Consider the following 24,818-nt stretch of genomic DNA (forward strand, 5'->3'; position numbering starts at 1 on the left):
GGCGTTTAACTGCTTGGGGAGATCAGGGCTCCCAGACGATCTCGTCGTCGACCACGCCGTCCTCGTCCGCGGACGCGACCAGGACCTCGTCGGTGAAGTGGGAGCCGAGCGTGAAATCGAGGACGAAGTAGCGCTCGGGCTGGCCGGGGTAGATGCCCACGTGGCCGAGCTTGAGCGCCTTGAGGAACACGGCGTTGGTGAGCTGGCTCTTGTCCGTGACCCCGAAGACCTTCTGCAGCTGCTCGTCCTTGATGGCGTTGCAGTGGAAGCGAAGGTACTCCTGCGCGCTGGTGCCCTCCTGCTCGAGTTCCTCGGCGATCATCTCGCGGACCTCGTCCACGAGCTCGGGGAGGTAGCGCAACCGGTAGTCCACCTTGTGCATGGCCGCCTCATCGAAGTGGTCATGCGCGTTGATGTTCAGGTCAAGCTCAAGGCGTTGGCCAGCCAGCTCATGCTCCGCGGCGACGTTGTGGTCCCTGCCGTGGTTGAGTTCGATTTCTCCGAAGTGCTGGCTCGCTACCTTGGTGGTCATATCTTCAACATAGACCCGAAAAGCGGTGCATTCCAGCATCGGGGCTTATTTATCTGAGGACCCCAGGCTGCCCAGCGTGTCAGCCAGCAGGTCAACGAAGAGCTGCACCCGGGCGGTCTTCTTGTCGTTGATCAACAGCGCAAACACATTGCGCGCCAGCCTGATCTCGGGAACGTCCAGCACCACCACGCCTGCCGGCCGGTGGCGCAGCGCAAGCTCCGGAACGAGCGCAGCGCCCAGCCCGGCGGCCGCCATTTCGAGGCTGGCGTGGAAGTCGTCGCTGTAGGCCACGACGCGTGGGTGCAGGTTGCAGCTGGCAAAGAGCCGCTCGATCACCGTGGCGTCGCTCGTGCCCGGGTGGTGCATGATCCACGGCATGTCCGAGAGGTGGTCGGCCGCCACCTTGGCGTCCGTTCGGAACCCCCAGCCGGAGGGCAGGACCACCCGGAAGTTGTCATCGCCGATCCACTGCCGGTTGATGGTGTGCGGCCACGCCAGTCCGGATTGGCCCACCTGATAGACGAGCGCGACGTCAAGGTCGCCGCCGGTACGCAGCCCCTGGATGGTCTGGGCCGGCTCGGCGACGGAGACCCGGAGGTCGATGCCGAGTCCCTTCCACTGCGGGTTCTTCAGGATCCGCGGCAGGACGTAGGTTGCGAGGCTGGGGAAGATGCCAAGCCGGAGTTCCTGGCTCGTGGTGTCGTGGGTCTTGGACGCGGCGGCCATCAGGGCTTCGATGTCGGTGAGGACCTTGGCGGCGTGCCGCGCCATCACCGTGGCGGCCTCGGTGGGGACCACGCTCCTGGCGGACCGCTGGAACAGGTGCACGCCGGTGTCCCGCTCAAGGGCCGACATCTGCTGGGACACGGCGGAGGCAGTGTAGCCGAGCCGGCTGGCCGCGGCCGCGAAGGACCCCAGCCGCGTGACCTCAAGCAGAGTCCTCAAGTGCACGGGGTTGACCACCAGCCCACCTTACTCCGGCTGTTCACGTACAGGAAAAGATTCCCACCCATCCGTGTCCCTGACGGTTGCGAATAGCCCATGAGTATTCATTAGCGGCATCTGTTCAGCAGAGGAGCAAAAGATTGTCACCGAACCCAGCATGGAGTGGGGACGCCGGAGGCGTTCCGTACGGTGGACCCAGCGGCGGAACGGAGGCAGCGGCCGGAAGCCGGCGCATCGCCGTCGTCGGCAGCGGGGTCGCAGGCCTCACCGCAGCCCACATACTCAGCCGGCGCGATCACGTGACCCTGTTCGAAGCCGACGCCCGGCCCGGCGGCCACGCCCACACCCACGACCTGCCGCAGGCTTCGGGAACACTGGCCGTGGACACGGGCTTCATCGTGCACAACAACCGCACGTACCCCAACCTCATCCGGCTCTTTGCCGAACTCGGGGTGGAAACCCAGGATTCGGACATGACCATGAGCATCCGCTGCGACGGCTGCGGGCTGGAGTACGCAGGGGCGAAGGGGGCGGCGGGCGTCTTCGCCCGGCCCTCGAACCTTGTGCGGCCGCAGTATCTGCGGATGCTGGCCGAGGTCCTGCGTTTTTGGCGGAAGGCCCGCGCACTGCTGGCGGCCAACCCGGGAGGGACCGCCGCAGGCGAGGAGACGCTCGGCCAATTCCTGGACCGGGAACGCTTCAGCGACTACTTCACCTCGCACTTCATGGCCCCGGTGGTCAGCGCCGTCTGGTCCTGCGATCCCACCACCGCGCTCGCTTATCCGGCACGGTATCTCTTCACCTTCCTCGACCACCACGGCATGCTCGGCATCAAAGGCTCGCCGCAGTGGAAGACCGTGACGGGCGGTTCGCGCAGCTACGTTGACCGCGTGGTCGCCGGCCTGCCCGATGTCCGCCTGTCCAGCACTGTCCTGGCCGTGCGGCGCACCGGTTCCGGCGTGGACATCACGACGGCGGCCGGCACCGAAAGTTTCGACGCTGCGGTCATCGCCGCCCATCCGCGGGAAGCCCTCGCCATGCTCGCCGAGCCGACGGCGGACGAAGCCCGCATCCTGGGCGACATGCCGTACTCCGTCAACCGGATCAAGTTCCACCGCGACCCCGCCGTGCTGCCGCGCAGCGAGGCCGCCCGCGCGTCCTGGAACTACCGGCTTCCGTCGTGTGCGGCCCGCCCGGACCACGTGCTGGTGAGCTACGACCTCACCCGCCTCCAGCGGCTGAACCCGGATGACGGCGGAAGCTACATAGTGAGCCTGGGCGAGTCCGAACTCATCGAGCCGGCGTCCGTCCTGCAGGATCTCGTTTACGAGCACCCGCAGTACACGCCGGATTCCGTGGCCGCCCAGGGCCGCCTCGGAGGACTCGGGGACTGCCGGCTCGCCTTCGCGGGCGCCTATCACGGCTGGGGGTTCCACGAGGACGGGGCAGCATCCGGAGTGCAGGCGGCCGCACAGCTGGGCCGGGACTGGGAAGAGCCCGCAGGCAGGCCAGGGGTGCTGGACGTCAACCAGCCGGCGGAGCTCGTGCCATGACCGCGGCCATCTACCGCACCAGCATCCGCCACGTTCGGCGGGATCCGCTGGAGAACGCCTTCACCTACCGCAGCTACAGCTGGTTCGTGGACCTGGACGGTCTGCCCGTGCTGCCGCGGTGGATGCGCCCGCTGGCCGGCTTCCACGCCGAGGACCACCTGGGCGATCCTGAGGCGAGCATCCGTGAAAATGTGGATTGCTTCCTTGCAGCCAACGGAGAAGAGCCCGACGGCGGGAAGGTCACCATGCTGGCCAACGCCAGGGTGCTGGGGCAGGTCTTCAACCCCATCAGCCTGTTCTGGTGCCACGGCGCCGACGGCGCCCTGCGAGCGGTTATTGCCGAGGTCCACAACACCTACGGCGAGCGGCACTGCTACCTGCTGCACACCGACGACTCGGGGCGTGCCCGCGCCGACAAGGAGTTCTACGTCTCCCCGTTCAACGAGGTGGACGGCAGCTACCGGATGACCCTGCCTGAGCCTGACGGCCAGCTGGCCGTCGCGGTGGTGCTCGAACGCCCCGGGCGGAAGCCCTTCACCGCCACCATGACCGGCGTCCGCCAGGCCGCCACTCCGCGCAGCATCCTCGCCGCGGCGCTCGCCGTTCCGTTGGCGCCGCTGCGCCTGGTCCTGCAGATCCACTGGCAGGGAATCAAGCTCTGGGCCCGCGGCCTGCCCATCATCAACCGCCCCCACCACCCGTCACAGGAGGCCGTCTCATGACTCTTACAGACCCCACCTACCAGGGCAGCGCGTCCGGTCCGCTCCGGGTCCCGCCGGCTCCCGCAGTCATCGACGCCGAGGTGTGGCCCGGCGTCGCCCGTCCTCCTGCCGGAGCCAGGGCGGCCCTGGCCGGAAAAGCCGCGGGCGCCTTGTTCCGGAGTGCCGCCCGGCGGCTGCCGCTGCGGGTCGAGTACCCGGACGGGTCCGTGCTGGGAACGGGCGACGCCGGCTCGCCGGTGATGACCATGGTCAGGCCGGCGGACTTCGACACCCGCATCGGCGACAACGGCCTGATCGGACTGGGGGAGTCCTTCATGGCGGGGGACTGGGAAGCGTCGGATCTCGCCGCCGTCCTGGAGGTGTTCGCCTCCTCGGTGGACACGCTCATCCCCGTGCCGCTGCAGAAGCTGCGGAGCCTGTACTTGCCGCGGGCGCCCCGCCAGGAACGGAACACGGAGCAGAACACCCGGGGCAACATCTCGCGCCATTACGACCTCTCCAACGAGCTGTTCTCCAACTTCCTTGACACCACCATGAGCTACTCGTCGGCGCTTTTCACCGACGGGGCCGGCCGCTTGCCGGAAGTCGGCTGGGACGCGCTGGCATCCGCCCAGCAGGCCAAGATCGACAGGCTGCTGGACAAAGCCGGAGTGGGCGAGGGGACCCGGCTGCTGGAGATCGGGACGGGCTGGGGCGAGCTGGCCCTGCGCGCGGCCGCCCGCGGCGCCACCGTGTATTCGGTCACGCTGTCCAGCGAGCAGCAGGCGCTGGCGCAGCAGCGCATTGAGAAGGCCGGCTACTCGGGCCAGGTCACCGTGGCACTGCAGGATTACCGCGCGGTGGAGGGCGAATACGACGCCGTGGTCTCCGTCGAGATGATCGAAGCGGTGGGCTATGAGTACTGGCCGGTCTATTTCCAGACCATCGACAGGGTGCTGGCTCCGGGCGGAAAGGTGGCCATCCAGGCCATCACCATGCCGCACGGCCGCATGCTTGCCACGCGGAACGCCTACACATGGGTGCACAAATACATCTTCCCCGGCGGGTTCCTTCCCTCCGTGCGGGCGATCGAGAGCGTCACCGAGCAGCACACGACGCTCCGTGTCCGGGAACGCCGGGGGATGGGTGACCACTACGCGGCCACGCTGCGGCTCTGGGAGGAACGGTTCCTGGCCCGGTCCCGTGAAGTGGGGGAGCTCGGGTTCGACGAAGTTTTCCAGCGGATGTGGCTGTTCTACCTGTGCTATTCCCGGGCCGGCTTCCAGTCCGGCTACCTGGACGTGCAGCAGATCGTGCTGGACCGCCGGGAGGCCCAGCTCTAATCCGGCGTTTCCTTAATCACAGGAGGGACCCTGAAGCGTGCTTCAGGGTCCCTTTCTTGTGTCCGGGGCCACCCGATCTGCTGCCGTCCGGCACCCGCGACACGCCGTCTTTGAGACGACACGCTGGCGTTTAAATGTGGCTAACTACTCCACAGGGTGTGGATTTCGTCCTCGAAAAAGCCGGAATCCCGGACATTTTGAGGGCACCTGCCTGTGGATTAAAAGTGCATTAAATGACATACTTGTAATACATCATCTTGGGGTCCCGCCGGGGGCCGTGCACTACATGTAGTATCGACATACAGATTGAGCGGGGCACAGGCGAGGCCGGCATCGGACAATGGTTTCAGTCCGGCGCAGTGTCCACCGCAGCGATGAGCAGAGACTTCACAAAGTAGAGACTTCAACAAAGGGGACAGGGACCATGACCGTTACGGTTTACACGAAGCCGGCCTGTGTTCAGTGCAACGCGACGTACCGCGCGCTGGACAAAAAGGGCATCACCTACCAGAGCGTGGACATCTCCCAGGACGCGGAGGCCCTCGAGCGCCTGAAGTCCCTGGGCTACATGCAGGCTCCGGTAGTGGTCACGGACCAGGACCATTGGTCAGGGTTCCGCCCGGACAAGATCGAAGAGCTGGCGCTGAGCGCCGCCGCTTCGGTGGCCTAAGGCTTCCCACGCCGTTTCCGGCAGAGAATTCCTATGTAGGTAAGGTGACTCCCATGGCCGCGCCGGCACTTGCCGATGCGCCGGTCGCAGCCCAGGCTGCGAACACGACGCCTGTAAACAGCATGACGACTGCAAACAGGACACACAGTCACCTCATTTACTTTTCCTCGGCCTCCGAGAACACCAAGCGATTCGTTGGCAAGCTGGGTGCGGAGGCGGCCAGGATACCGCTCCATGCGAAGGATGAACCGCTCACGGCCTGCGAGCCCTTTGTGCTGGTCCTTCCCACGTACGGCGGGACGGGCGGCGAGGGCTCGGTGCCGAAGCAGGTCATCCGGTTCCTGAACAACCCGCAGAACCGGCGCCTGATCAGGGGCGTGATCGGGGCGGGAAACACGAATTTCGGGGATAACTATTGCATGGCGGGGGACATCATCGCCGCCAAATGCAAGGTCCCCCACCTATACAGGTTCGAACTCATGGGCACGCCTGAAGACGTCTCCCGTGTACAAGAAGGATTGGAAGAGTTTTGGACACGACTGTCGCAGACACACCAGTAACTGAGGGCGCAGGCTCGAAGGGGGCCACCGCCGTCGAACAGCAGAAGAAGCCCGAAATGCCGGCCGCCTACAAGGGCCTGGGCTACCACGAACTCAACGCCATGCTGAACCTCTACGGTCCCAACGGGGAGATCCAGTTCGAGGCCGACCGCGAGGCTGCGCACCAGTACTTCCTGCAGCACGTGAACAACAACACCGTGTTCTTCCACGACCTCGAGGAAAAGCTCGACTACCTCGTCAAGAACGAGTACTACGAGCGCGAAACCCTCGACCAGTACACGATGAACTTCATTCGCGAACTCTACAACCGCGCGTACAAGAAGAAGTTCCGCTTCGAGACCTTCCTGGGCGCCTTCAAGTTCTACACCTCCTACACGCTGAAGACGTTTGACGGCAAGCGCTTCCTGGAGCGCTACGAGGACCGCGTCTGCATGGTGGCCCTGCACCTGGCCCGCGGCGACGAGAAGCTGGCCACCCAGATGGTGGACGAGATCATCGAAGGCCGCTTCCAGCCGGCCACCCCGACGTTCCTGAACGCCGGCAAGAAGCAGCGCGGCGAACTGGTCTCCTGCTTCCTGCTCCGCATCGAAGACAACATGGAGTCGATCGGCCGCTCCATCAACTCCGCCCTGCAGCTGTCCAAGCGCGGCGGCGGCGTCGCCTTCGCGCTGACCAACATCCGCGAGGTCGGTGCCCCGATCAAGCAGATCGAGAACCAGTCCTCGGGCGTCATCCCCGTGATGAAGCTCCTCGAGGACAGCTTCTCCTACGCCAACCAGCTCGGTGCCCGCCAGGGTGCCGGTGCCGTCTACCTGCACGCGCACCACCCGGACATCTACCGGTTCCTGGACACCAAGCGGGAAAATGCGGACGAGAAGATCCGCATCAAGACCCTCTCCCTCGGCGTCGTGATCCCGGACATCACGTTCGAGCTAGCCAAGAAGGACGAGGACATGTACCTGTTCTCGCCGTACGACGTCGAGCGCGTCTACGGGATGCCGTTCTCGGACGTTTCGGTCACCGAGAAGTACTACGAGATGGTAGACGATTCCCGGATCAAGAAGACCAAGATCAAGGCGCGCGAGTTCTTCCAGACTCTCGCCGAGATCCAGTTCGAATCCGGCTACCCGTACATCATGTTCGAGGACACCGTGAACCGGGAAAACCCGATTGACGGCAAGATCATCATGTCCAACCTGTGCTCCGAGATCCTCCAGGTCTCGCAGCCCACGACGTACCACGATGACCTGTCCTACGACCAGACCGGCAAGGACATCTCCTGCAACCTGGGCTCGCTGAACATCGCGAAGACCATGGATTCGCCGGACTTCGGCCTGACCATCGAGACGGCCATCCGCTCGCTCTCGGCTGTGTCGGACATGTCCAACATCACCTCGGTGCCGTCCATCGCCCGCGGCAACGACCAGAGCCACGCCATCGGCCTGGGCCAGATGAACCTGCACGGCTACCTGGCACGTGAGCGGGTCCACTACGGTTCCGAAGAGGGCCTGGACTTCACCAACATCTACTTCTACTCGGTGGTGTACCACGCCGTCCGCGCCTCGAATCTGCTGTCCATCCAGACCGGCCAGACCTTCGGCGGCTTCGAGAAGTCCAAGTACGCCTCGGGCGAGTTCTTCGACAAGTACACGGAGCAGGAGTGGGTGCCGCAGACCGAGAAGGTCAAGGAGCTGTTCAAGAACATCCACATCCCCACGCAGGATGACTGGCGCGAGCTGAAGGCTTCCGTCATGGAGCACGGCATCTACAACCAGAACCTGCAGGCTGTTCCGCCGACCGGCTCGATCTCCTACATCAACAACTCCACCTCCTCCATCCACCCGGTGGCGTCCAAGATTGAGATCCGCAAGGAAGGCAAGCTGGGCCGCGTGTACTACCCGGCGCCGTACCTGACGAACGACAACCTGGAGTACTACCAGGACGCGTACGAGATCGGTTACGAGAAGGTCATCGACACTTACGCCGCTGCCACGCAGCACGTGGACCAGGGCCTGTCCCTGACGCTGTTCTTCAAGGACACCGCCACCACGCGTGACATCAACAAGGCCCAGATCTACGCCTGGAAGAAGGGCATCAAGACCATCTACTACATCCGTCTCCGCCAGCTCGCGCTGGAAGGGACTGAGGTGGACGGCTGCGTCAGCTGCATGCTTTAATCTTCAACTAAATCGTGCCAGTACGACGGCGGGTGCCCGCCCGCCGTCGTACGCTTAACTTCAAGAACAACCCAACGTTTAGGGGATGACATGACCGAAAAGGTCAAGCTGCTTAGCCACGTCGAGGCGATCAACTGGAACCGCATCCAGGACGACAAGGACGTGGATGTCTGGAACCGCCTGGTCAATAACTTCTGGCTGCCGGAGAAGATCCCGCTGTCCAACGACGTGCAGTCGTGGGCCACTCTGACCCCGGATGAGCAGCAGCTCACCATGCGCGTGTTCACCGGCCTGACCCTGCTGGACACCATCCAGGGCACCGTCGGCGCCGTCTCGCTGATTCCGGACGCGATCACTCCGCATGAGGAGGCCGTCTACACGAACATCGCCTTCATGGAGTCCGTGCACGCCAAGAGCTACTCCTCCATCTTCTCCACGCTGGCCTCCACCAAGGAGATCGACGAGGCATTCCGCTGGTCCACCGAGAACGTGAACCTTCAGAAGAAGGCCCAGATCGTCATGGACTACTACCAGGGCGACGACCCCCTGAAGCGCAAGGTGGCCTCCACACTGCTGGAGAGCTTCCTGTTCTACTCCGGCTTCTACTTGCCGATGTACTGGTCTTCACGGGCCAAGCTGACGAACACGGCCGACCTGATCCGGCTGATCATCCGCGATGAGGCCGTCCACGGCTACTACATCGGCTACAAGTTCCAGAAGGGCCTGGAGGGCCTGTCCGAGGAGCGCAAGCAGGAGATCAAGGACTACACGTTCGAGCTGCTCTTCGAGCTGTACGAGAACGAAGTCCAGTACACGCACGACCTCTACGACTCCGTCGGCCTGGCCGAGGACGTCAAGAAGTTCCTGCACTACAACGCCAACAAGGCGCTGATGAACCTAGGCTACGAGGCCATGTTCCCGGCCTCCGTCACCGACGTGAACCCGGCCATCCTGTCGGCCCTGTCGCCGAACGCTGACGAGAACCACGACTTCTTCTCGGGTTCGGGTTCGTCGTATGTGATCGGCAAGGCTGTCAACACTGAGGATGACGACTGGGACTTCTAGTCTTGTAGGTATTCCGGCCCTCAGGTAATTCCCGCGGCTGGCCCTGTGCGTGAAACGTGCGGGGCCGGCCGTCTCTATTTCAATTGGCACCAGTGCGTCAGCGGCGACGGACTGCACGCGGTTGGGCTGCCAATTCATTGGGAGCGCGCTGACATATCAGCCGGACCGCGCAATCAACCTGGCAATCGAGCTTTGCGGCGAAGCCGTCGGCAACGTCGGCCTCAGTAACATCGATCTTCGAGGGCTTGGAGCGCGCAAAGCTTCAGTATGGAGATGAACGTCTCGACGTAGAAACCAATGCGCGACTGGCAACGGACCCGTCATCCTCGCTGGAGCTGATGCCTATCCACACGGCTCACGCGTGACCCTCGAGGTGAGACGGCATTTTCCGGCATGGCATGATCGTCTCCGTGCAGAAACTGATGAGGAGGGGCAATTGTCAGTAATAACAGGTGCCATCGTGCGGCCTGACGTTGAGGCCTGGGCCGCTTTCCGGAGGAGGACCTCTGGCCGCCGGGAAGGCACCACGGCATGGCTGATTGGGGTGCTCACGACTGCCGGGGCTTTCATCGCGGACCGCGGGTGGGAAACTCTTGACGAACCTGCCTGGACGGGCGCCTACCGCGTCATCGATATGTTCGGGCTCGCGAGCATATTCCTTGCCTTGAGTTTTTCTGTCTTTGGATTCCTGCTCCGCAGATATGCACTGGTGGCTGCACCCCTGGTCCTGTTGGTCGCTGCCATTCCGCACACACTTGACGGCTATGCGTCGGCTGCTGTGTGGTGGCTGGGCGCTGCACTTGCCGCCCTGTGGGCCCTCATCGCCGCCGGCAGATCGTGGCGACAGTTGGACGCTGTCCGGAGACTCGCACAGGCCTCCCACACAGGACGCACGACGGCAGTGGGCCCCAACGCCATCCGGGCAGGAAACAGGGTGCTTCGCCGTGGCCTGCTAAGGCTGATGCTTTTTCTGGCAGCGGCGTGTGCTGGTTGGGCACTGGCCCTTGGCGTACTGCCTGCGGATCTTGGCCGGACCTATGAGGAATTGGGAGAGGAGTCGTCGTCGGGCGTCTTTGCGGCGGCGGCAACCGCGGCGAGCATCATGACGGTCGCCGAAGCGGTCAAGCAGGCTTGGCGATTGTTCGCGATGGGCCGCGTAGGACGGCGCATGGTCTGGGAAATCCCATCTGGCGTCGGCACGGTGTCATGGTGGCCCTACGCCCGGAACAACGCCGGGCAGGTGCCCATGGACGTCGCGGAAGCTCCCGGCTGTAACTGCCTGGCAGAATTCCGCCGGTCCTTTCCAGACTCCGAGGACGACCTCATGGAAGGTGAAGGCATACCCGCTTCCGATTACTGCCCCTTGAACGGCATCGATCGGATCAATGAGCTCACGCCCGGGGAATTCACCGCCCGGGCTGAGGAAACCTGGCTGTGGGACGCCGGCTCCGGCTTGCCGGAATACGTAGACCCGGACGCCAGACGCCAGCTCCTCTACGGTTTTGCCGGGCACACGTTTGCCGGGATTCCCGTCCGGCAAATCCGCGGACGCATCGACGCAGACTTTCCAGAGGTTCCTCCTGCTCGTGAAACCGATCCGGCAGACTACGGCCCGTGGTGGGCCAAGCCTCGACGCCCGGAGGCAGGGGTGCAGGACATTATCGATCTCCGTTCGGCCGGCTATACGGGGCCGGCCTTCCGGTACCGGCACGGCAGGGCATGGTTTGAGACCGCGCCGCCGTTCATTCCGTGGTCGGAATCCTGATCTGCAGTTCGCCCTCACGCAGCCGGCAGCGCCGCCACTCGCCGCCATAGGTTGCCGCTCCGCTCCCGTGGCTACCAGGTGAGCTTCTGCGGCTTGACCACGTAGTGGCCGTCGCGCTCGGTGAACGTGACGAGGTAGCCGCGCTTGCCGCCGTTGACCATCACCTGGCAATCGGTGTGTGTGCCCACTCTGATATTGGGGAAGTTCTTGCACTCCATCCCCGTGATCTTGACTCCAGCATCCTTGGGGCGGGCACGCGCCAAGATCCGGGCCGCCAGGACCTTGCCGCTGGTCGCTGCCGTGAATTTCTGGGCTGCAGGCGCGGCGGGCGGTGCCGCTGTCACGGTAAAGGTTGGCTCCGGGGAGGGAGCTGATGGGGCGCAGCCGGCCACCGCCAGGGCTCCAAGCAGTGCCGCTGCAGACAGGGTGGTCCGCCTGATGTTCATCGCCGTCCTTTCTATCCGAAGTGAGGCACGTGCCGGCCACTGGAAACTCTGCAGTGTCTTCCTTGGGGAAAGGTTGCCGCTGGGGGACCGCATCAGACGATTCGCGATGTGTCTTCAGCATTTTCACAGGGGAGAAGGGGCAGGCTGGCTATCCGACTGAGGCTCAAAGTCAGGCCTGCCACTCAGCCGTATTGGGGTGCTCGCAGTCCACTTTCTGATGTCCTCACATCCGCCCGCCCGTTGAGAACGCCTCCACTGCCTCGTTGACGGGGCGGGGGCGGACCCGGCCCGAAGCTACAAGGTGACCCATGAAAGCCAAGCCGCTGTACACAGCCATCCTCATGTCCCTCCTTCTGTCCGTCGGCATGATTGCCGGTATCTCCTCGCCGGCCTCTGCCGCCGGCACTACATATTTCGTCAGTGCCGTCGGAAGCGACAGCAACACAGGCACGTCCGCCGCCACCCCCTGGAAGTCCCTCACCAAAGTCAATCAGGCCATCCTTAAGCCCGGGGACACGGTCAGTTTTCGCCGCGGCGACACATTTACTGGAGGGGTCGTCACCGCGCAAAGCGGCACGTCGGCGTCGCCGATCACGCTGAACAGCTACGGAACGGGTGGTGCGCCGACGGTGACCGGCGGCAAATCCGGGAACTGTGTCCGTATCAACGGCGATTTCACCATTGTGGAGGGCCTGCGAGCGGTTTCCTGCGGCTATGCCGGCTACAGCGTCGTCGGTGACCACAACACTCTCCGGAATTCCAGCGCGTCCAGCAACGCAGCGGGTGTGAAGATCAGCACGGGCTCTGATTTCGGCACGTACACTGGCAACGCCCTGACGAACAACAACATCATGAACGTAAATACCCCCGGCACCAACTGCGGAACCCCGCAGGCGGTTAACTGCAGTGACGACTCGGGCGCCTTTGGCATATTGATCAATGGCAATGACAACGAAGTTGCCGGCAACACCGTTTCCGGTTCCGCGGCCGCATCCTTCGACTTCAAGCTCGACGGCGGGGCCATCGAAATCTTCAACGGCAACCGGAACAACATCCACCACAACATCGGCGTGGACAACAACTCGTTCGCTGAACTCGGACGGTCCTCCGCAGGCACCGCGGACAACAACGCCTACCGCTACAACCTCGTTCGTTCCACCTGCGGTACCAACTGCGCCCAGGCCAAAGGCTTCATCGCCCGAGGTGCCACCACGTCATTCGGACCAACCAACGGCACAGTGTTTGAGTACAACACCGTCTACCTAAACGGCCCGGACTCCCAAGCCATGGTCTGCCACGCCTCCTGCCCGGCTTCCACCGTGATCCGGGGCAATATCCTGGTCGGCGTCAAGAACTCGCTGTGGATCAACGGCTCAGGCTGGACCGAACGGCAAAATGTCCTCAACGGGCCCAGGAACTTCACACTGAACAGCACATCCACAGCTGCACCGGCAGGCTTCGTCAACGCCCCGGCGGACTTGCATCTGACGGCCACCAGCCCCGCTATTGACCGTGCAGGTGTGAGCAGTTCGCTGACAGACCTCGACGGCGGTGCGGTGCCCCAGAACGGGGACTGCCAAGGAACCGCCGACGCTGACTCAGGCGCCTACGAATACGATTCGCCCAACTGCTGACCACCGAGTCTCTTGCCCGCCGGCGGACTTCGGAGGAGGATGTGGCCAAACTCCGGGAGGCCTGTCATGACCCAGCTTGGCAAGTTTGAGAAGTACCTGATCGAGGAATTCTTTGACGACTACCGCGCCGGCGCCATGAGCCAGCGCACGTTCACGCGACGGGTGGCATTCATAACCGGGAGCATGACCGCAGCAGCGGCCGCGATGACGCTGGTCGGGTGCTCGCCGAACGAGGTTCCGCGGGCCACCGACCCGATGCCGACACCGGCGCCGTCCACCTCCGCTTCGGGGACCGGCACGGCATCATCAGGCGCGGTTCCGGGAGCCAAGAGCCCGCTGTCCGTTCCGGAGGGTGCCGCAGGCCTGGTGACGGCGACCGTGACGTTCCCTTCGGGCGGAACCGACATCAGCGGGTACCTCGCCCGGCCCGAAGGGAATAAGCCGGGGCCTGCCGTGCTGGTGTGCCATGAGAACCGCGGGCTGACCCCGCACATCCAGGACGTGGCCCGCCGATTCGCCAAAGAGGGTTATGCGGCGCTCGCGCTGGACCTGCTGAGCAGGGAAGGCGGTACCGCCGGTCTCGATCCGGATGCGGTGCCGGGTGCGCTGACCCAAGCAGGAGCGCAGCGCCACGTCTCCGACTTCAGGGCCGGTTTCGAGTACTTGAACTCACAGGACTACGTTGACGCAGGACGAATCGCCATGACCGGCTACTGCTTCGGCGGCGGCATCACGTGGCAGTCGGCGACGGAGCTGACCGGGCTGAAGGCAACCTCGGCGTTTTACGGACCCGCGCCCGATCTGGACAAGGTTCCGACCATCAAGCCGGCGGTCTCTGGCGTCTACGCCGAACTCGACGACAGGATCACCGGCCCGATGCCGAAGCTCCGTGACGCCCTGGATGCCACTGACGTCCGCCACGAACTCAAGGTCTATCCCGGCGTCGACCACGCGTTCCACAACGACACCGGAGAGCGCTACAACCAGGCGCAGGCCACCGCCGCCTGGAACGACACGTTGGCCTGGTTCAGCAAGTACGTCTGAGGTTCAGTACTTGCGGGCGCGTCTGCTGACCGCCTACTTCATCCTCGGCGTCATACTGAACGGGATCTCCCGCAGCAAGCCCGAGCGGCTCGTCATGACGCCAACAGCGCTGGCGCTCGCTGCGCTGTACCTCGTCATTTCGCTCAGCTGACTTCCGGCTGACTGTTCGATCCGTCACCGGCGTGCGGAAGTTGATGGGCTGAGCATTACGAGGAGGCGCGCTCGCGTTTGGGAAGCGCGATCCAGTCCAGATCGTTCGCTGCCACGACGGCGGCCCCACCTGCGCGCGCCCTCGCCTGTTCGGCGAGCCGGGTGACGTCCGGGTAGCGAGAGGAAAAGTGGGTGAGAACGAGGGTCCCGACGCCGCCGCTTGCCGCCAGCGCGCCAGCCTGCCCTGCGGTCAGGTGAGCGTACTGCGCGGCGAGATCGGCGTCGTCGTCGCTGAAGGTCGACTCCGCCACCAGCAGGTCGACGCCGTCGGCGAGTTCCTCGGCACCTGTGCACGGGGCGGTGTCCATGACGAAGGCAAAACCCTGCCCGGTCCGCGGCACACTGACGTCCTCCAGGCGCACGCCACGCAGGATACCCTCGCGCTGCAATTGGCTGATGTCCGGGCCCCCGATGCCGGCCGCCGCCAGACGTTCCGGCAGCAGCGTGCGTCCGTCTGGTTCGATAAGTCGGTAGCCGTAGGTTTCGACTCTGTGCCGCAGCGGCAGCACCTCCAGCCCCGGCGCGATCTCCCCGCGTCCTCCGTGCGGCAGCATCCGCAGGTCGAGGCCCGGCGGGGCGACGGACACCAGTGCCTGTACGACGTCCGCCCCCGAGGCCGGATAGTGCAGGTAGACCGGGTGGGCCACGCCGTCGAGCACCATCCGCGACAGCACGCCGGGCAGTCCGAAACAGTGGTCACCGTGGACGTGGGTGAGGCAGATACGGGTGACCCGGCTCGCAGATACGCCGGCATGGATCATCTGCCGCTGCGTGCCTTCCCCCGGGTCGAAGAGGAGGCCTTCGCCGTCCCAGCGCAGCAGGTACCCGTTGTGGTTCCGCGTACGCGTCGGGACTTGTGAAGCGGTGCCGAGGACGACGAGTTCACGCATGAACCTGAGTCTCCCACCCGCCGCGGCGCCCGGCCATGGCCGGTCGGGACGGACACCTACGCTGCGGGCCGCGCAGTTTCGCGAAGACAGCCCACTGCGCCCTTAACGAGAAGCACCGCAGGGCGGCCGCGTGTTGCGGCCGCCCTGCGGTGGTCGTGGCATTCTGACGCCGTCAGGGTGCCCCCGGTGCTGTCTACTTGTAGACGCGCACCCAGTCGACCTGCATCTGCGAGGGTGCAGTGCGGGCGCCGGTCGGGAACCAGTCAAGCTGGAGCGTCTGGTGCATGGTGCCCGTCGGCTGGTGTGCCGGGTTCGTGTCAGTGAAGGTCTTCACGCCGTCGATGTATCCGGTGATGCCGGCCGGGGTCCACTCCACCGCATAGTTGTGCCACTGGGTGGTATCAATGGCCTTTGCTGCCGTCGTCTGGAAATTTCCGCCGCCACAGGCGTAGTGCAGGAAGAACTTCATCTGCGCTGTGTCGGACGTGCCCTCAGCGTAGTCAATCTCGGCGCACTTGGAGTCGCTGTTGTCGGGCCACAGAATCAGGACGGGGTGGTACTGAGGGTCCCGTGCATTCGTCTTCATGCGCGTTTCCCACTTGCCGTACTTCTGCTTCGCAAACTTGGCCGACATGCCGCCGGTGGTACCGGCTGAGTTGCCGCTGACCGTTGCGACGCCGTTGGCAACCGCCCAGGCCGCCGGACTGCGGACGCCCTTGCCCGCATGGCCTGTGCCGTTGTAGACGCCCCACTTCGTGCGGTCCGGCGCGCCGGTGTTGGAGAATTCGTCGCCGGCGACGACGGCTCCCCAGCCGCGAACGGTGGCAGCTTGCGTACCACTGCCGGTTGCGGCGGGCGCCACCGGAGTTGCGGCGGGCGCCACCTTTACCGGGGCAGCGGCCTGCGCCTGTCTCTTATACACATCTAGATGTGTATAAGAGACAGCGGCTGGCGCGGCGGCCGGTACTGCGGCCGGTGCCGGAGCTGCGGTCACGGGCTTGGTATTGGCAACCGGCGCTGCAGGCGCAGGGGCGGCCGCTGCTGCGGCCTTCTGTGCTGCGGCGGCTTTCTGTGCTGCCGCCGCCTTCTGCGTGGTGGCTTTGGCCTTCGCGGCCACAGCCTTCGCCTCGGCGGACGTGCTCGCGGCAGTAGCTGATGCACGGCCCGCCGACGACGGGGCTGACGCGCCAACTGCGGCGGCCGTCGCCGCCTCCGCGGGCGCCGGGGCTGTCTCTTATACACATCTAGATGTGTATAAGAGACAGGGACAGAGCCCCGATGCTAATGGCTATGGCTATATTCTTCTTGATCAAAAAACCCTCCGGGCATAGGACTGCCACGCATGCGACAGCCACAACGATGGTGATGAAGAAAGCGCGAAGCGTTTCTGGGCCCCCGTCGGTGGGGCCGGAGCGGACATGGTGCCGCTCAGCGCATCCGGGCCCAGCGTTCAGGCATCCGGGGCCCGTTCGGGCCAGCCCTTGTGGGCCAGGCGCCAACGTTACTTGATTGTGATCTTTGTCCGCAAACCGCTGGCGTCGTGCAAATCACCGCCACGCCGCCGCCGGCGCGGCTGACCTGCAGGAACACCGAATTGAAACAATTTCGCGGGCACGCCACATTTGCGCGCACCAGAGGCCCGTTTGCCTAGGCTGAGCAGATGCGCTGGCTGCGTCCTGACCGAAGCGCGCGGACCAAAAAACGCCGCCGCACGCCGACGAGTGAGTCCGTGGGACCGCTGCACGGAAATCGGGGGTGGAGAGACCAGGCCAAACTGTGCCGGCGGGGACGGTGCCGGCAGGTTGGCCTGCCGGCACCGTTCGGCTATTCCGTGGCTTTCGCGAACGTGGCAGCGCTCAGGAACTCGATGCCGGTGAAGGAGTCGTTCCCCTCGACCCAGGCGTCGTGGCCCGGCGGGATGGTGTAGGAATCGCCTTCGGTAATGTTTATCCGTTTTCCATCCGACGTCTCGACGACGAGGCTGCCGGAAACACAGAATCCCACGTGGCTGTTCTGGCAGGAATCGGTCTTTGCCAAGGGCTTGATGGACTCGGACCAACGCCAGCCGGGCTCAAACTTGAACCTGCCGATGGTGTAGTCCCCGACAGTGACGACGTCCACTTCGGCCTTGTCCGGTCGGCGTTGTTCATCGGGGGAGTTGTGCGACTTGACGCTTAGCTGGGAGACAACGTTCTGGGACACTTGCGCTCCTTCATTCATAGCAGGGTTGGGACAGTGCTGGACGTCTTCATACGGGAACCGCCAGCGGGGCCGGCTGGCCCAATTCACGCCAGTCCGGACTACGAGTCGCGTACGGTGAAAGCCTCCTCCGCTGGAGCATTCTTGTCGATAGCCATGGTGGCCTAAAGAATAGGGAGGTGAGTGCGGCTGGAGAATTCATCGACGACTCGCTGCAGCGCGAGGCGTCGTGGTACCGGGCAGACGAGATGCGCCTCAGGCTCGGCGGCGATCTGCAGTTCTATGGTGCGTCCGTGGGGGCGGTCCGCGGCACGGTCCGCGATGCCCTCCGTCGCCACTCCGGATTGACCCACGATGACGTCACGGCCCTGAGTACGGAGCTGTGGTCGGTGCCGGTGTACGAGCGCCGCCTGGCCGCCGTCGTTCTCCTGCAGTCCAAGGTGGACATGCTGAGTAACTCCGACCTGACACGGATCGAAGGCTTCGTTCGGGAGGCGGGCGTGCCGGCTCTGGTTGATCCGCTAGCCGTTGACGTCGTCGGTCCGCTGATGGAGCGACTCGACGCCCAGGCCAGGGCCCGGGCCGACGCGGTCCTGGACCTGTCTCTTATACACATCTAGATGTGTATAAGAGACAGGACGCCTGGCTGCGCCGCGCGGCCCTCATGGCACCCCTGCGGGCCCTCCGCGCAGGCGGCGGCGATTGGGACGGGTTCGCCCGCCGCGCGCGGACGGTAATGGCGGGGGCGACGGACACCGGACCGGACGGATCGGCGGCCAGTGAGGTGATCCGTGTGGTGCTGGACGAGGTGGCGAAAGGCCGCCCGGAGCTGCGGCTGGGCTAGTCCTACGCCGGGGCGGCGACCCGCTGGACTTCATCGGCTGCCGCGGCGTCCGCCTGGATCTCTTCCTGCTCCAGAGCCGACCCATCTGCGGGCCGCACGGCGGACGCCGTGTGGATGTGCTGCCGCAGCGGGTGGAACTGGCTGGGGCCCAGTCCGCCGAACTCGTAGGCCGTCTCGGCATGTTCGGAGAGATCCACGCCGGTGACCTCGGCCTCGCGGCTGACACGGAACCCGATGGTCTTGTGGATTCCGACGCCGATAACGGCGGTCATGAGGCCTGAGAGTGCGAGCGTGATGAGGACCGCCACGGTCTGGGCGATGAGCTGCTGGAATCCGCCGCCGTAGAAGAGCCCGCCGCCTTCGCCGTTGACGGGAAGGGCGATGAAGCCCAGCGCCAGCGTGCCGACCAGGCCGGAGCCCAGGTGAACGCCGACGACGTCGAGCGAGTCATCAAAGCCGAACTTGAATTTCAGTTCGACGAACAGCGCCGAGGCGATCCCGGCCAGGAGGCCAAGACCCACTGCGGCAAGCGGGCTGATGTTGGCGCAGGAGGGGGTGATTGCCACCAGACCGGCCACGGCACCGGACGCGGCTCCGAGCGAGGTGGGGTGGCCGTGGCGGATCTTCTCCGTGACGAGCCAGCTGAGCATCGCCGCTGCGGGAGCCGCGAGAGTGTTGATCCAGATCAGGCCCGCCTGTTCGGCTGTCGTGGCGGCACCGGCATTGAAGCCGAACCAGCCGAACCACAGGATGCCAGCGCCGAGCATGATGAACGGAATGTTGTGCGGGCGGTGGCCCGGGTCCTTTCGGAAGCCGTGGCGGTTGCCGACGATCACGGTAAGAACCAGTGCGGCCACACCGGAGCTGATTTCGACGACGGTGCCGCCGGCAAAGTCAATGACCTGTCCGAAGACGGCGCTGACGGCTCCGCCCTGGCTCATGAGGCCGCCGCCCCAGACCATGTAGGCGAGGGGGCAGTAGACGAGCGTGATCCAGATGGGCACGAAGACCACCCAGGCTGTGAATTTGGCACGGTCGGCGATGGCTCCGCTGATCAGGGCCACCGTGAGGATGGCGAACGTCCCGGCGAAGCTTGCCTTGATCAGATCCGGGGTGCCGAGCAGGCCCTCCAGTCCGAAGCTGGTGAACGGGTTTCCGAACAGGCCCAGGAAACCTTCGCCCACGCTCATGGAGTAACCCCACAAGACCCAGACAACGCCAACGAGGCCGGCGGAGATGAAGCTCATCATGATCATGTTCAGGGATGCCTTGGCTCGGGTCATGCCGCCGTAAAAGAGGCCCAGCGCAAGTGTCATGAGGAGGACAAGCGCCGCTGACACCATCATCCAAACATTTGCCGCAGTGATTTCCACGCGTCTTCCCTTCGCAACAAGTCATCCGTACAGGAGACCGCTGCTGCCGGTCCCAAGCCCCTCATCGATAGTGGTGGACGTTTGTTTCAGGCCGTGGCGAAAAAAGTTTCCCCCACGTTTCAGAAAACGCCGTCAGGTAAAGCCCGCATGACCGTTCTGTTTCCGAATTGTTAACGGGACCTCTTGAAGCGCCGCAAAAGTGGTGCCGCATGCCGCCCCAGGCAGCCATCTACGCGCAGCGTCCCGCCCGGCACCGTGAGATGCGTGCTTTCGGGCCGGGTTACGGACGCGTGAACGAAACGTATCCGCTGAAGGCGACCCCCGCCGTCGCGCATCACGGATCTTGACCGCCGAAAGACAGCCCGGCCACCATGGGGTATGAGTGGCGATCCTGCCGGGCCTGCCCCGGATGACCCCAACGGTGACCGGTACAACCTGGAGCGGTTCGTGACCGCCCAGAACGATGGCGGCACATACGATGCCGCCGTCGTCGAGCTCCGGAGCGGAAGCAAGCGCAGCCACTGGATGTGGTTCGTTTTTCCGCAGATCGCCGGGCTGGGCCTGAGCGCCACGTCCCGGATCTACGCCATCGCCTCCCTCGACGAGGCCCGGGCCTACTTGCGGCATCCGGTGCTCGGCCCCCGGCTCATCGAATGCGCGGGCATCGTGGCGGGCCTCAACGCCCGGAACGCCACTCAGGTCTTCGGCGGCATCGACTCGCTGAAGCTCCATTCATCGATGACACTGTTCCTGCGGGCAGCACCGGGCGAAGCGGTCTTCCACCGGGTGCTGGATAAATACTTCGAAGGGCAGCCGGACTCGGCCACCGACAGGCTTCTGGCTGCCCGGGGCCCTGGCTGGAGTCCCTGGAGCTGAACGCACGCCCCCGCCGATGCCGTCGGGTGCGGCCTCTGTGCGGGAGGGGTGTAGCCGGGTCCGGCGCTTTGGGGGGAGTGCGCCCGGACCCGGCCATCCTGCAGTGAAGGTTCGCGGCTACCTGCAACTTCAGGACACTGCAACTCTGGCCCGCACGTCTTGGGAAAACCCGGTCTTCAGACCTGAACAGGTGGTGTTGCCCAGACCCCCCAAACAGGGGGTCTGCCGGGTCCGCGATTCCCCAACCCCAAGGTTTGGGTGCCTTCACCCGGCCGGGCGGCGATCCTACACTGGGAACACGAGCCGGCCTGCAGCCAGTGGGTCGCGCAGACGGAAGGGCAGTGCCATGGGTCTGGACGACAAGATCGACAACACGGCGGAAAAGCTGGCCGGCAAGGCCAAGGAAGGTGCCGGAAAGGCCAAGGACGACGAGGGCCTCGAAGCCGAGGGGAAAGCCGACCAGGCCAAGGCCGATCTGAAGCAGGCGGGCGAAAAGGTCAAGGACGCGTTCAAGCACGACTGACGTGACAGAGAGCCCCGCTTGCCGAGGCAGGCCGGGCTCCCTGCCTTGGTGCTGCGTCAGCGGCCTGTCACAGCATTTTCCGATGGGGCAGACTGGGACGATGGAGAAAATTGTGCCCACCTCGCCTGGAGATCCCCGCCGTCCGCTGGGCCCGCGCGACCCGGGCGATGCCTGGGTGGACGGGGACCGCGGACAGTTTTGGGGCCGGTTCGGCTCCGCCGGGCTCCTGGCCCACGACGCCGGAAAGGGGGTCCTGCTCCAGCACCGCGCCACGTGGAGCCACCACGGCGGGACGTGGGGGCTCCCCGGTGGCGCGCTGCACCAGGGCGAGGATCCTGTCACGGGTGCGCTGCGCGAGGCCTATGAGGAGGCCGCCGTCCCGGAGCAGAACGTCAGGGTGCTCTTCACCTCGGTGTTCGACGTCGGCTACTGGTCCTATACCACCGTGGCGGTGGAGGTCGTGGAGCCGTTTGAACCCGCCATCAGCGACCCCGAAAGTATTGAACTGGATTGGATCCCGATCCATGAGGTGGCCGGCATCAACCTCCACCCCGCCTTCGCCGCGTCTTGGCCCGCGCTGAGCGAAAAGCTGCTGGACCACCGGCGGCCCCTCCGTCATGACGGGCGCTGAGCTTCTCCGCGGCCACCGGGACGGGAGACGCCAAGATGGCGGACACTGAGCGGTTCCGGATCCTGCTTGAAGAGGAACGCGCCCGGAAGCTGGCCTTGCTCCCGGCACTCAGCGCGGACATCGCCTCGGCCAACGAGGCCCGGCAAAACTCTAACGTGGACGATGAGCACGATCCCGAAGGTGCCACCATCGCCTTCGAACTCTCTCAGGCGTCGGCACTGTTGGATCAGAGCAGGTCCGGCCTCGCCCAGGTCGAGGCCGCCCTGGAACGGATCGATGACGGCACATTCGGCATCTGCGCGGTGTGCGGCGAAGAGATCGCCGAGGGGCGGCTGGAAGCCCGGCCCTGGACTCCGTTTTGCATCCTGCACGCCAGCGGCCGGGCCTGACGCCGGCGGCTCGTGATCCTGTCCTCGCAGGCTGTTCCCCAGAGCCGAAGAGCATCGTACTCTTGGGCTGGGAGGTGATTGCCATGCAGGCAAGCCAAGGAGACCGCATCGTCATCCACGGCAGGACGGTGGAGTCGTCCGACCGTCACGGCGAGATTCTCGAAGTCCGCGGTCCCGACGGAACCCCGCCGTACTTCGTCCGATTCGACGACGGGCACGAGACCATCATGTATCCCGGCGGCGACTTCACCGTCGAGCACCGCCCCACCTAGCTCTTGGGATGAGCGCACCTGCGGGGCGGCCTGACCGGATCCTGATTGTTATCCTGTCCGTCATTGCCGGCCTCGTGGTGCTGGCACTGGCGGCGGTCTTTTTCCGCGGCCAGCCTGAGCCGCTGTCGGCGGATACGCCGGCGGGCGTCGTGCAACGCTATGCAGAGGCGGTCCTCGACGGCGACGAGGCCGGCGCCGCCAGCTACCTTGCGGAAAGTTCGGGCCGGCAGTGCGGACCGGTCGACAGCGTGTCGACCCGGAGCCTGCGGGTCACGCTGCTATCGACCACCGAACGCCCTGATTCCGCGGATGTGCACGTGGTGCTGACCGTTTCGAACGGAAACGGGCCCTTCGGGAACCCTGAGTACGAGACCGAGGACGTGTTTGACCTCGTCAAAGTCAACGGCAAGTGGCTCGTGAAGACCGCCCCGTGGCAGCTCACCGTCTGTCCGGATCCGTTGGGGAAGCCGTGAGCGCCGTCCGGCCCGCGGCAGCCCAGCCAACGCACGAAGCACTGCCCACGGTCCGGCGGCTCATAGTCTTCCTGCTCCTGTTTGCCCTCATGCTCATCGGGGCGTCCGGCCTGGCGGGCCTGCTGGACCGGCTGTTGAGCGCCGGCACGGCGCTCGCAGGGAACGACGTCGGAGGCCTCGCAAGGTCCCTGGCCTTCGCGGTGGTTGGCGGATCGCTGGCAGCCGTCCTGTGGTGGACTGTGTGGCGGCGGCTCAGCGAGGAGGCGGAGCGTGCCTCCCTCGCCTGGGGACTCTACGTCGCCGGCATTTATGCGGTTGCACTCATCACCTTCTCGACGGCGTTTCTCGGCATGGGCGCGCAGCTTGTCGCAGGGGAGTCCGCCCAGTGGCGTCCTGCCCTGGCAACAGGCATCGCGTGGGCCGGCGTCTGGGCGTGGCACCGCCGGATGTGGCTGCACCCGGTCAAAGGTCCCCGGCGGCTCAGCGGCGTACCCACGCTGGTCGGATCGGTGTTCGGCCTCTTCCTCGGCGCCGGCGGCGCGGCCACAGCCCTGAGCGGCCTTCTCGGTGCTGCCCTGCAGGTGTTTGCGGCGGCGCCGTCCCTGGGCCGGCCATGGTGGGTCTCCGTTATCCAGTCGCTCGTCTGGACGGCAGGCGGAGGCCTGGCCTGGTGGTGGCACTGGATCCGCGGCGGGGGCCGGCTCCTGACCACCGGGCTGGCCAATGTGGCGGTTGCCGTTTTCGGCGTCCTCGGCGGGTGCATTCTGGCGATCTCAGGCGCGGTCACCGCCCTGTTCGTGCTGCTCCGTCTGGTGTTGGACCGAACCGATCCCCTTAACCGGATCCTGGACCCGCTCGGGCCAGCGCTGGCGGCAGCCGCGATCGGATCAATCGTCTGGGCGTACCACACAACGCTGGCCGAGAGGCGGTCAGGACAGATGCGGCAGGCAGCCAGGCTGCTGGCCTCCGGAGCCGCCCTGGCGGCCGCCGCCTCCGGGATAGGGGTGATCGTCAATGCCACGCTGGGGCTGGCCGAGACCACGCTCGCGGGGACGGACACGAGGACACTGCTGCTTGGCGGTATCAGTGCTTTGGCCACCGGCGGGCCCGTCTGGTGGAGGGTCTGGAATCCGACCGGCCACCCGGATGGAGCCGTCCCCGACGGCGGGACTCCGCCGTCGGGGAAGAGCACGAGCGGGCGGCGCATCTACCTCGTCGCGGTCTTCGGGCTCAGCGCCGTCGTGGCGCTCGTGACGCTGCTGGTCATCGGCTACCAGGCCTTCGAATATCTGCTGGACGGCGCGGGCCGGGGGAGTCTCGCCGGGCGGGTGCGGGCACCGCTCGGGCTGCTCGTGGCCACGGGCCTCGTGGCGGGCTATCACTACGGCGTCTGGAGGCGGGAGCGCGCAGCCCTGCCGCTGGGACCGCCGCCCCCGCGGCGCACGATCGGGCATGTCATCCTGGTGACCGGCTCCGACCCCGCCCCCTTGTCCCGCGTCATCAGCGAGGCGAGCGGGGCCAGAATCACCGTTTGGAAAAGGGCCGACGCCGGCGGGACTGGCTCCGGCGAACCCGGCGAACCCGGCCAGCCGGACCCCGGGCAACTTGCAAAGGCACTGGCGGGCGTCAGCGGCGAGCGTGTGCTGGTTGTGATCGGACCGGATGCCCGGATCGAGGTGGTTCCTCTGACGGCGGAGGAGTAG

General features: G+C 65.3%; 28 protein-coding genes. 21 read left to right on the forward strand and 7 right to left on the reverse strand.

The window, feature by feature from the left end; all coding sequences use genetic code 11:
- Positions 1–22 precede the first annotated feature (22 nt).
- Together B1A87_RS05855 and B1A87_RS05860 are read right to left on the reverse strand one after the other, a co-directional pair.
- Positions 23–532, reverse strand: coding sequence for a DUF2004 domain-containing protein (locus B1A87_RS05855; protein WP_078028834.1), 510 nt, complete (start codon positions 530–532; stop codon positions 23–25).
- A 45-nt stretch (positions 533–577) separates the two neighbouring features.
- Entirely contained in the window at positions 578–1,495 is a 918-nt protein-coding gene (locus B1A87_RS05860) for a LysR family transcriptional regulator (protein ID WP_078028835.1), read from the reverse strand.
- Positions 1,496–1,617: 122 nt separating this feature from the next.
- Between B1A87_RS05860 and B1A87_RS05865 the strand changes: the two genes are divergently transcribed.
- From B1A87_RS05865 to B1A87_RS05900, 8 genes are all read left to right on the forward strand, one after another.
- Positions 1,618–3,030 (forward strand): FAD-dependent oxidoreductase, encoded by a 1,413-nt coding sequence (locus B1A87_RS05865; RefSeq protein WP_185982249.1) that lies wholly within the window; start codon positions 1,618–1,620, stop codon positions 3,028–3,030.
- Entirely contained in the window at positions 3,027–3,752 is a 726-nt protein-coding gene (locus B1A87_RS05870; RefSeq protein ID WP_078028836.1) for a DUF1365 domain-containing protein, read from the forward strand. The genes B1A87_RS05865 and B1A87_RS05870 overlap by 4 nt, the downstream gene beginning before the upstream one ends.
- Positions 3,749–5,074, forward strand: coding sequence for a cyclopropane-fatty-acyl-phospholipid synthase family protein (locus B1A87_RS05875; RefSeq protein ID WP_078028837.1), 1,326 nt, complete (start codon positions 3,749–3,751; stop codon positions 5,072–5,074). Before B1A87_RS05870 ends, B1A87_RS05875 begins: the two co-directional genes overlap by 4 nt.
- 424 nt (positions 5,075–5,498) lie before the next feature.
- Positions 5,499–5,744: a glutaredoxin-like protein NrdH gene (nrdH, locus tag B1A87_RS05880; RefSeq protein WP_078028838.1), complete on the forward strand. Its 246-nt coding sequence runs from the start codon at positions 5,499–5,501 to the stop codon at positions 5,742–5,744.
- A gap of 122 nt (positions 5,745–5,866) precedes the next feature.
- Positions 5,867–6,304 carry a class Ib ribonucleoside-diphosphate reductase assembly flavoprotein NrdI gene (nrdI, locus tag B1A87_RS05885; RefSeq protein ID WP_139362862.1) on the forward strand — a complete coding sequence of 146 codons (438 nt, stop codon included), beginning with the start codon at positions 5,867–5,869 and terminating at the stop codon, positions 6,302–6,304.
- Positions 6,305–6,360: 56 nt separating this feature from the next.
- Positions 6,361–8,481, forward strand: coding sequence for a class 1b ribonucleoside-diphosphate reductase subunit alpha (gene nrdE / locus B1A87_RS05890; protein WP_078028840.1), 2,121 nt, complete (start codon positions 6,361–6,363; stop codon positions 8,479–8,481).
- A gap of 90 nt (positions 8,482–8,571) precedes the next feature.
- Positions 8,572–9,546 carry a class 1b ribonucleoside-diphosphate reductase subunit beta gene (nrdF, locus tag B1A87_RS05895; protein WP_024368367.1) on the forward strand — a complete coding sequence of 325 codons (975 nt, stop codon included), beginning with the start codon at positions 8,572–8,574 and terminating at the stop codon, positions 9,544–9,546.
- A gap of 436 nt (positions 9,547–9,982) precedes the next feature.
- Complete coding sequence (locus B1A87_RS05900; protein WP_139362850.1) at positions 9,983–11,311, forward strand: hypothetical protein; 1,329 nt, start codon at positions 9,983–9,985, stop codon at positions 11,309–11,311.
- A gap of 71 nt (positions 11,312–11,382) precedes the next feature.
- Here the strand turns inward: B1A87_RS05900 and B1A87_RS05905 are convergent, their stop codons facing one another.
- On the reverse strand, positions 11,383–11,757 hold the full coding sequence (locus B1A87_RS05905) for a hypothetical protein (RefSeq protein ID WP_078028842.1): 375 nt from the start codon (positions 11,755–11,757) through the stop codon (positions 11,383–11,385).
- Between the two features lie 308 nt (positions 11,758–12,065).
- On the opposite strand from B1A87_RS05905, the gene B1A87_RS05910 reads away from it, so the two are divergent.
- The 3 genes from B1A87_RS05910 to B1A87_RS22860 all read left to right on the forward strand — a co-directional run bounded on the left by B1A87_RS05910 (position 12,066) and on the right by B1A87_RS22860 (position 14,586).
- Entirely contained in the window at positions 12,066–13,391 is a 1,326-nt protein-coding gene (locus B1A87_RS05910; protein ID WP_078028843.1) for a hypothetical protein, read from the forward strand.
- Positions 13,392–13,457: 66 nt separating this feature from the next.
- Positions 13,458–14,435 carry a dienelactone hydrolase family protein gene (locus B1A87_RS05915; protein ID WP_078028844.1) on the forward strand — a complete coding sequence of 326 codons (978 nt, stop codon included), beginning with the start codon at positions 13,458–13,460 and terminating at the stop codon, positions 14,433–14,435.
- Positions 14,436–14,445: 10 nt separating this feature from the next.
- Positions 14,446–14,586: a hypothetical protein gene (locus B1A87_RS22860; RefSeq protein WP_185982418.1), complete on the forward strand. Its 141-nt coding sequence runs from the start codon at positions 14,446–14,448 to the stop codon at positions 14,584–14,586.
- Positions 14,587–14,641: 55 nt separating this feature from the next.
- Here the strand turns inward: B1A87_RS22860 and B1A87_RS05920 are convergent, their stop codons facing one another.
- Positions 14,642–15,535 (reverse strand): ribonuclease Z, encoded by an 894-nt coding sequence (locus B1A87_RS05920; RefSeq protein WP_078028845.1) that lies wholly within the window; start codon positions 15,533–15,535, stop codon positions 14,642–14,644.
- 193 nt (positions 15,536–15,728) lie between these two features.
- The gene (locus B1A87_RS05925) at positions 15,729–16,529 is read right to left on the reverse strand and encodes a glycoside hydrolase family 16 protein (protein WP_260680697.1); all 801 of its coding nucleotides are present in this window, start codon (positions 16,527–16,529) and stop codon (positions 15,729–15,731) included.
- Between the two features lie 4 nt (positions 16,530–16,533).
- Between B1A87_RS05925 and B1A87_RS05930 the strand changes: the two genes are divergently transcribed.
- A complete protein-coding gene (locus B1A87_RS05930) occupies positions 16,534–16,866 on the forward strand; it encodes a hypothetical protein (RefSeq protein ID WP_144275730.1) in 333 nt (110 codons plus the stop codon).
- A 493-nt stretch (positions 16,867–17,359) separates the two neighbouring features.
- On the opposite strand, the gene B1A87_RS05935 is transcribed toward B1A87_RS05930, so the two are convergent.
- Positions 17,360–17,737: a cupin domain-containing protein gene (locus B1A87_RS05935; protein WP_078028846.1), complete on the reverse strand. Its 378-nt coding sequence runs from the start codon at positions 17,735–17,737 to the stop codon at positions 17,360–17,362.
- 176 nt (positions 17,738–17,913) lie between these two features.
- On the opposite strand from B1A87_RS05935, the gene B1A87_RS05940 reads away from it, so the two are divergent.
- Together B1A87_RS05940 and B1A87_RS22865 are read left to right on the forward strand one after the other, a co-directional pair.
- Positions 17,914–18,354: a DNA alkylation repair protein gene (locus tag B1A87_RS05940; protein WP_185982250.1), complete on the forward strand. Its 441-nt coding sequence runs from the start codon at positions 17,914–17,916 to the stop codon at positions 18,352–18,354.
- 2 nt (positions 18,355–18,356) lie between these two features.
- Complete coding sequence (locus B1A87_RS22865) at positions 18,357–18,578, forward strand: hypothetical protein (RefSeq protein WP_185982251.1); 222 nt, start codon at positions 18,357–18,359, stop codon at positions 18,576–18,578.
- A gap of 2 nt (positions 18,579–18,580) precedes the next feature.
- Here B1A87_RS22865 and B1A87_RS05945 read toward each other — a convergent pair whose 3' ends face one another.
- On the reverse strand, positions 18,581–19,951 hold the full coding sequence (locus tag B1A87_RS05945; protein ID WP_078028848.1) for an ammonium transporter: 1,371 nt from the start codon (positions 19,949–19,951) through the stop codon (positions 18,581–18,583).
- Between the two features lie 378 nt (positions 19,952–20,329).
- Here B1A87_RS05945 and B1A87_RS05950 point away from each other — a divergent pair, with 378 nt between their 5' ends.
- The 7 genes from B1A87_RS05950 (at position 20,330) to B1A87_RS05980 (ending at position 24,818) form a co-directional block, all read left to right on the forward strand.
- Positions 20,330–20,827, forward strand: coding sequence for a DUF1810 domain-containing protein (locus B1A87_RS05950; RefSeq protein ID WP_078028849.1), 498 nt, complete (start codon positions 20,330–20,332; stop codon positions 20,825–20,827).
- Between the two features lie 346 nt (positions 20,828–21,173).
- On the forward strand, positions 21,174–21,350 hold the full coding sequence (locus B1A87_RS05955; protein WP_078028850.1) for a CsbD family protein: 177 nt from the start codon (positions 21,174–21,176) through the stop codon (positions 21,348–21,350).
- Between the two features lie 100 nt (positions 21,351–21,450).
- The gene (locus tag B1A87_RS05960; RefSeq protein WP_260680698.1) at positions 21,451–21,981 is read left to right on the forward strand and encodes an NUDIX domain-containing protein; all 531 of its coding nucleotides are present in this window, start codon (positions 21,451–21,453) and stop codon (positions 21,979–21,981) included.
- 35 nt (positions 21,982–22,016) lie between these two features.
- The gene (locus tag B1A87_RS05965) at positions 22,017–22,370 is read left to right on the forward strand and encodes a TraR/DksA C4-type zinc finger protein (RefSeq protein WP_078028852.1); all 354 of its coding nucleotides are present in this window, start codon (positions 22,017–22,019) and stop codon (positions 22,368–22,370) included.
- Positions 22,371–22,453: 83 nt separating this feature from the next.
- Entirely contained in the window at positions 22,454–22,642 is a 189-nt protein-coding gene (locus B1A87_RS05970) for a DUF1918 domain-containing protein (protein WP_078028934.1), read from the forward strand.
- Between the two features lie 8 nt (positions 22,643–22,650).
- The gene (locus B1A87_RS05975) at positions 22,651–23,115 is read left to right on the forward strand and encodes a hypothetical protein (RefSeq protein WP_078028853.1); all 465 of its coding nucleotides are present in this window, start codon (positions 22,651–22,653) and stop codon (positions 23,113–23,115) included.
- Complete coding sequence (locus B1A87_RS05980; RefSeq protein WP_260680699.1) at positions 23,073–24,818, forward strand: DUF5671 domain-containing protein; 1,746 nt, start codon at positions 23,073–23,075, stop codon at positions 24,816–24,818. The genes B1A87_RS05975 and B1A87_RS05980 overlap by 43 nt, the downstream gene beginning before the upstream one ends.

It is taken from the genome of Arthrobacter sp. KBS0703 (assembly GCF_002008315.2).
Classification (GTDB): Bacteria; Actinomycetota; Actinomycetes; order Actinomycetales; family Micrococcaceae; genus Arthrobacter.

What these genes read in the sequence shown, in the direction of transcription:
- B1A87_RS05855 (WP_078028834.1), bottom strand. Translation starts at nt 532, where the DNA reads ATGACCACCAAGGTAGCGAGCCAGCACTTCGGAGAAATCGAACTCAAC.
- B1A87_RS05870 (WP_078028836.1), top strand. Translation starts at nt 3,027, where the DNA reads ATGACCGCGGCCATCTACCGCACCAGCATCCGCCACGTTCGGCGGGAT.
- B1A87_RS05875 (WP_078028837.1), top strand. Translation starts at nt 3,749, where the DNA reads ATGACTCTTACAGACCCCACCTACCAGGGCAGCGCGTCCGGTCCGCTC.
- nrdH (WP_078028838.1), top strand. Translation starts at nt 5,499, where the DNA reads ATGACCGTTACGGTTTACACGAAGCCGGCCTGTGTTCAGTGCAACGCG.
- nrdI (WP_139362862.1), top strand. Translation starts at nt 5,867, where the DNA reads ATGACGACTGCAAACAGGACACACAGTCACCTCATTTACTTTTCCTCG.
- nrdE (WP_078028840.1), top strand. Translation starts at nt 6,361, where the DNA reads ATGCCGGCCGCCTACAAGGGCCTGGGCTACCACGAACTCAACGCCATG.
- nrdF (WP_024368367.1), top strand. Translation starts at nt 8,572, where the DNA reads ATGACCGAAAAGGTCAAGCTGCTTAGCCACGTCGAGGCGATCAACTGG.
- B1A87_RS05905 (WP_078028842.1), bottom strand. Translation starts at nt 11,757, where the DNA reads ATGAACATCAGGCGGACCACCCTGTCTGCAGCGGCACTGCTTGGAGCC.
- B1A87_RS05910 (WP_078028843.1), top strand. Translation starts at nt 12,066, where the DNA reads ATGAAAGCCAAGCCGCTGTACACAGCCATCCTCATGTCCCTCCTTCTG.
- B1A87_RS05915 (WP_078028844.1), top strand. Translation starts at nt 13,458, where the DNA reads ATGACCCAGCTTGGCAAGTTTGAGAAGTACCTGATCGAGGAATTCTTT.
- B1A87_RS05920 (WP_078028845.1), bottom strand. Translation starts at nt 15,535, where the DNA reads ATGCGTGAACTCGTCGTCCTCGGCACCGCTTCACAAGTCCCGACGCGT.
- B1A87_RS05950 (WP_078028849.1), top strand. Translation starts at nt 20,330, where the DNA reads ATGAGTGGCGATCCTGCCGGGCCTGCCCCGGATGACCCCAACGGTGAC.
- B1A87_RS05955 (WP_078028850.1), top strand. Translation starts at nt 21,174, where the DNA reads ATGGGTCTGGACGACAAGATCGACAACACGGCGGAAAAGCTGGCCGGC.
- B1A87_RS05960 (WP_260680698.1), top strand. Translation starts at nt 21,451, where the DNA reads ATGGAGAAAATTGTGCCCACCTCGCCTGGAGATCCCCGCCGTCCGCTG.
- B1A87_RS05965 (WP_078028852.1), top strand. Translation starts at nt 22,017, where the DNA reads ATGGCGGACACTGAGCGGTTCCGGATCCTGCTTGAAGAGGAACGCGCC.
- B1A87_RS05970 (WP_078028934.1), top strand. Translation starts at nt 22,454, where the DNA reads ATGCAGGCAAGCCAAGGAGACCGCATCGTCATCCACGGCAGGACGGTG.
- B1A87_RS05975 (WP_078028853.1), top strand. Translation starts at nt 22,651, where the DNA reads ATGAGCGCACCTGCGGGGCGGCCTGACCGGATCCTGATTGTTATCCTG.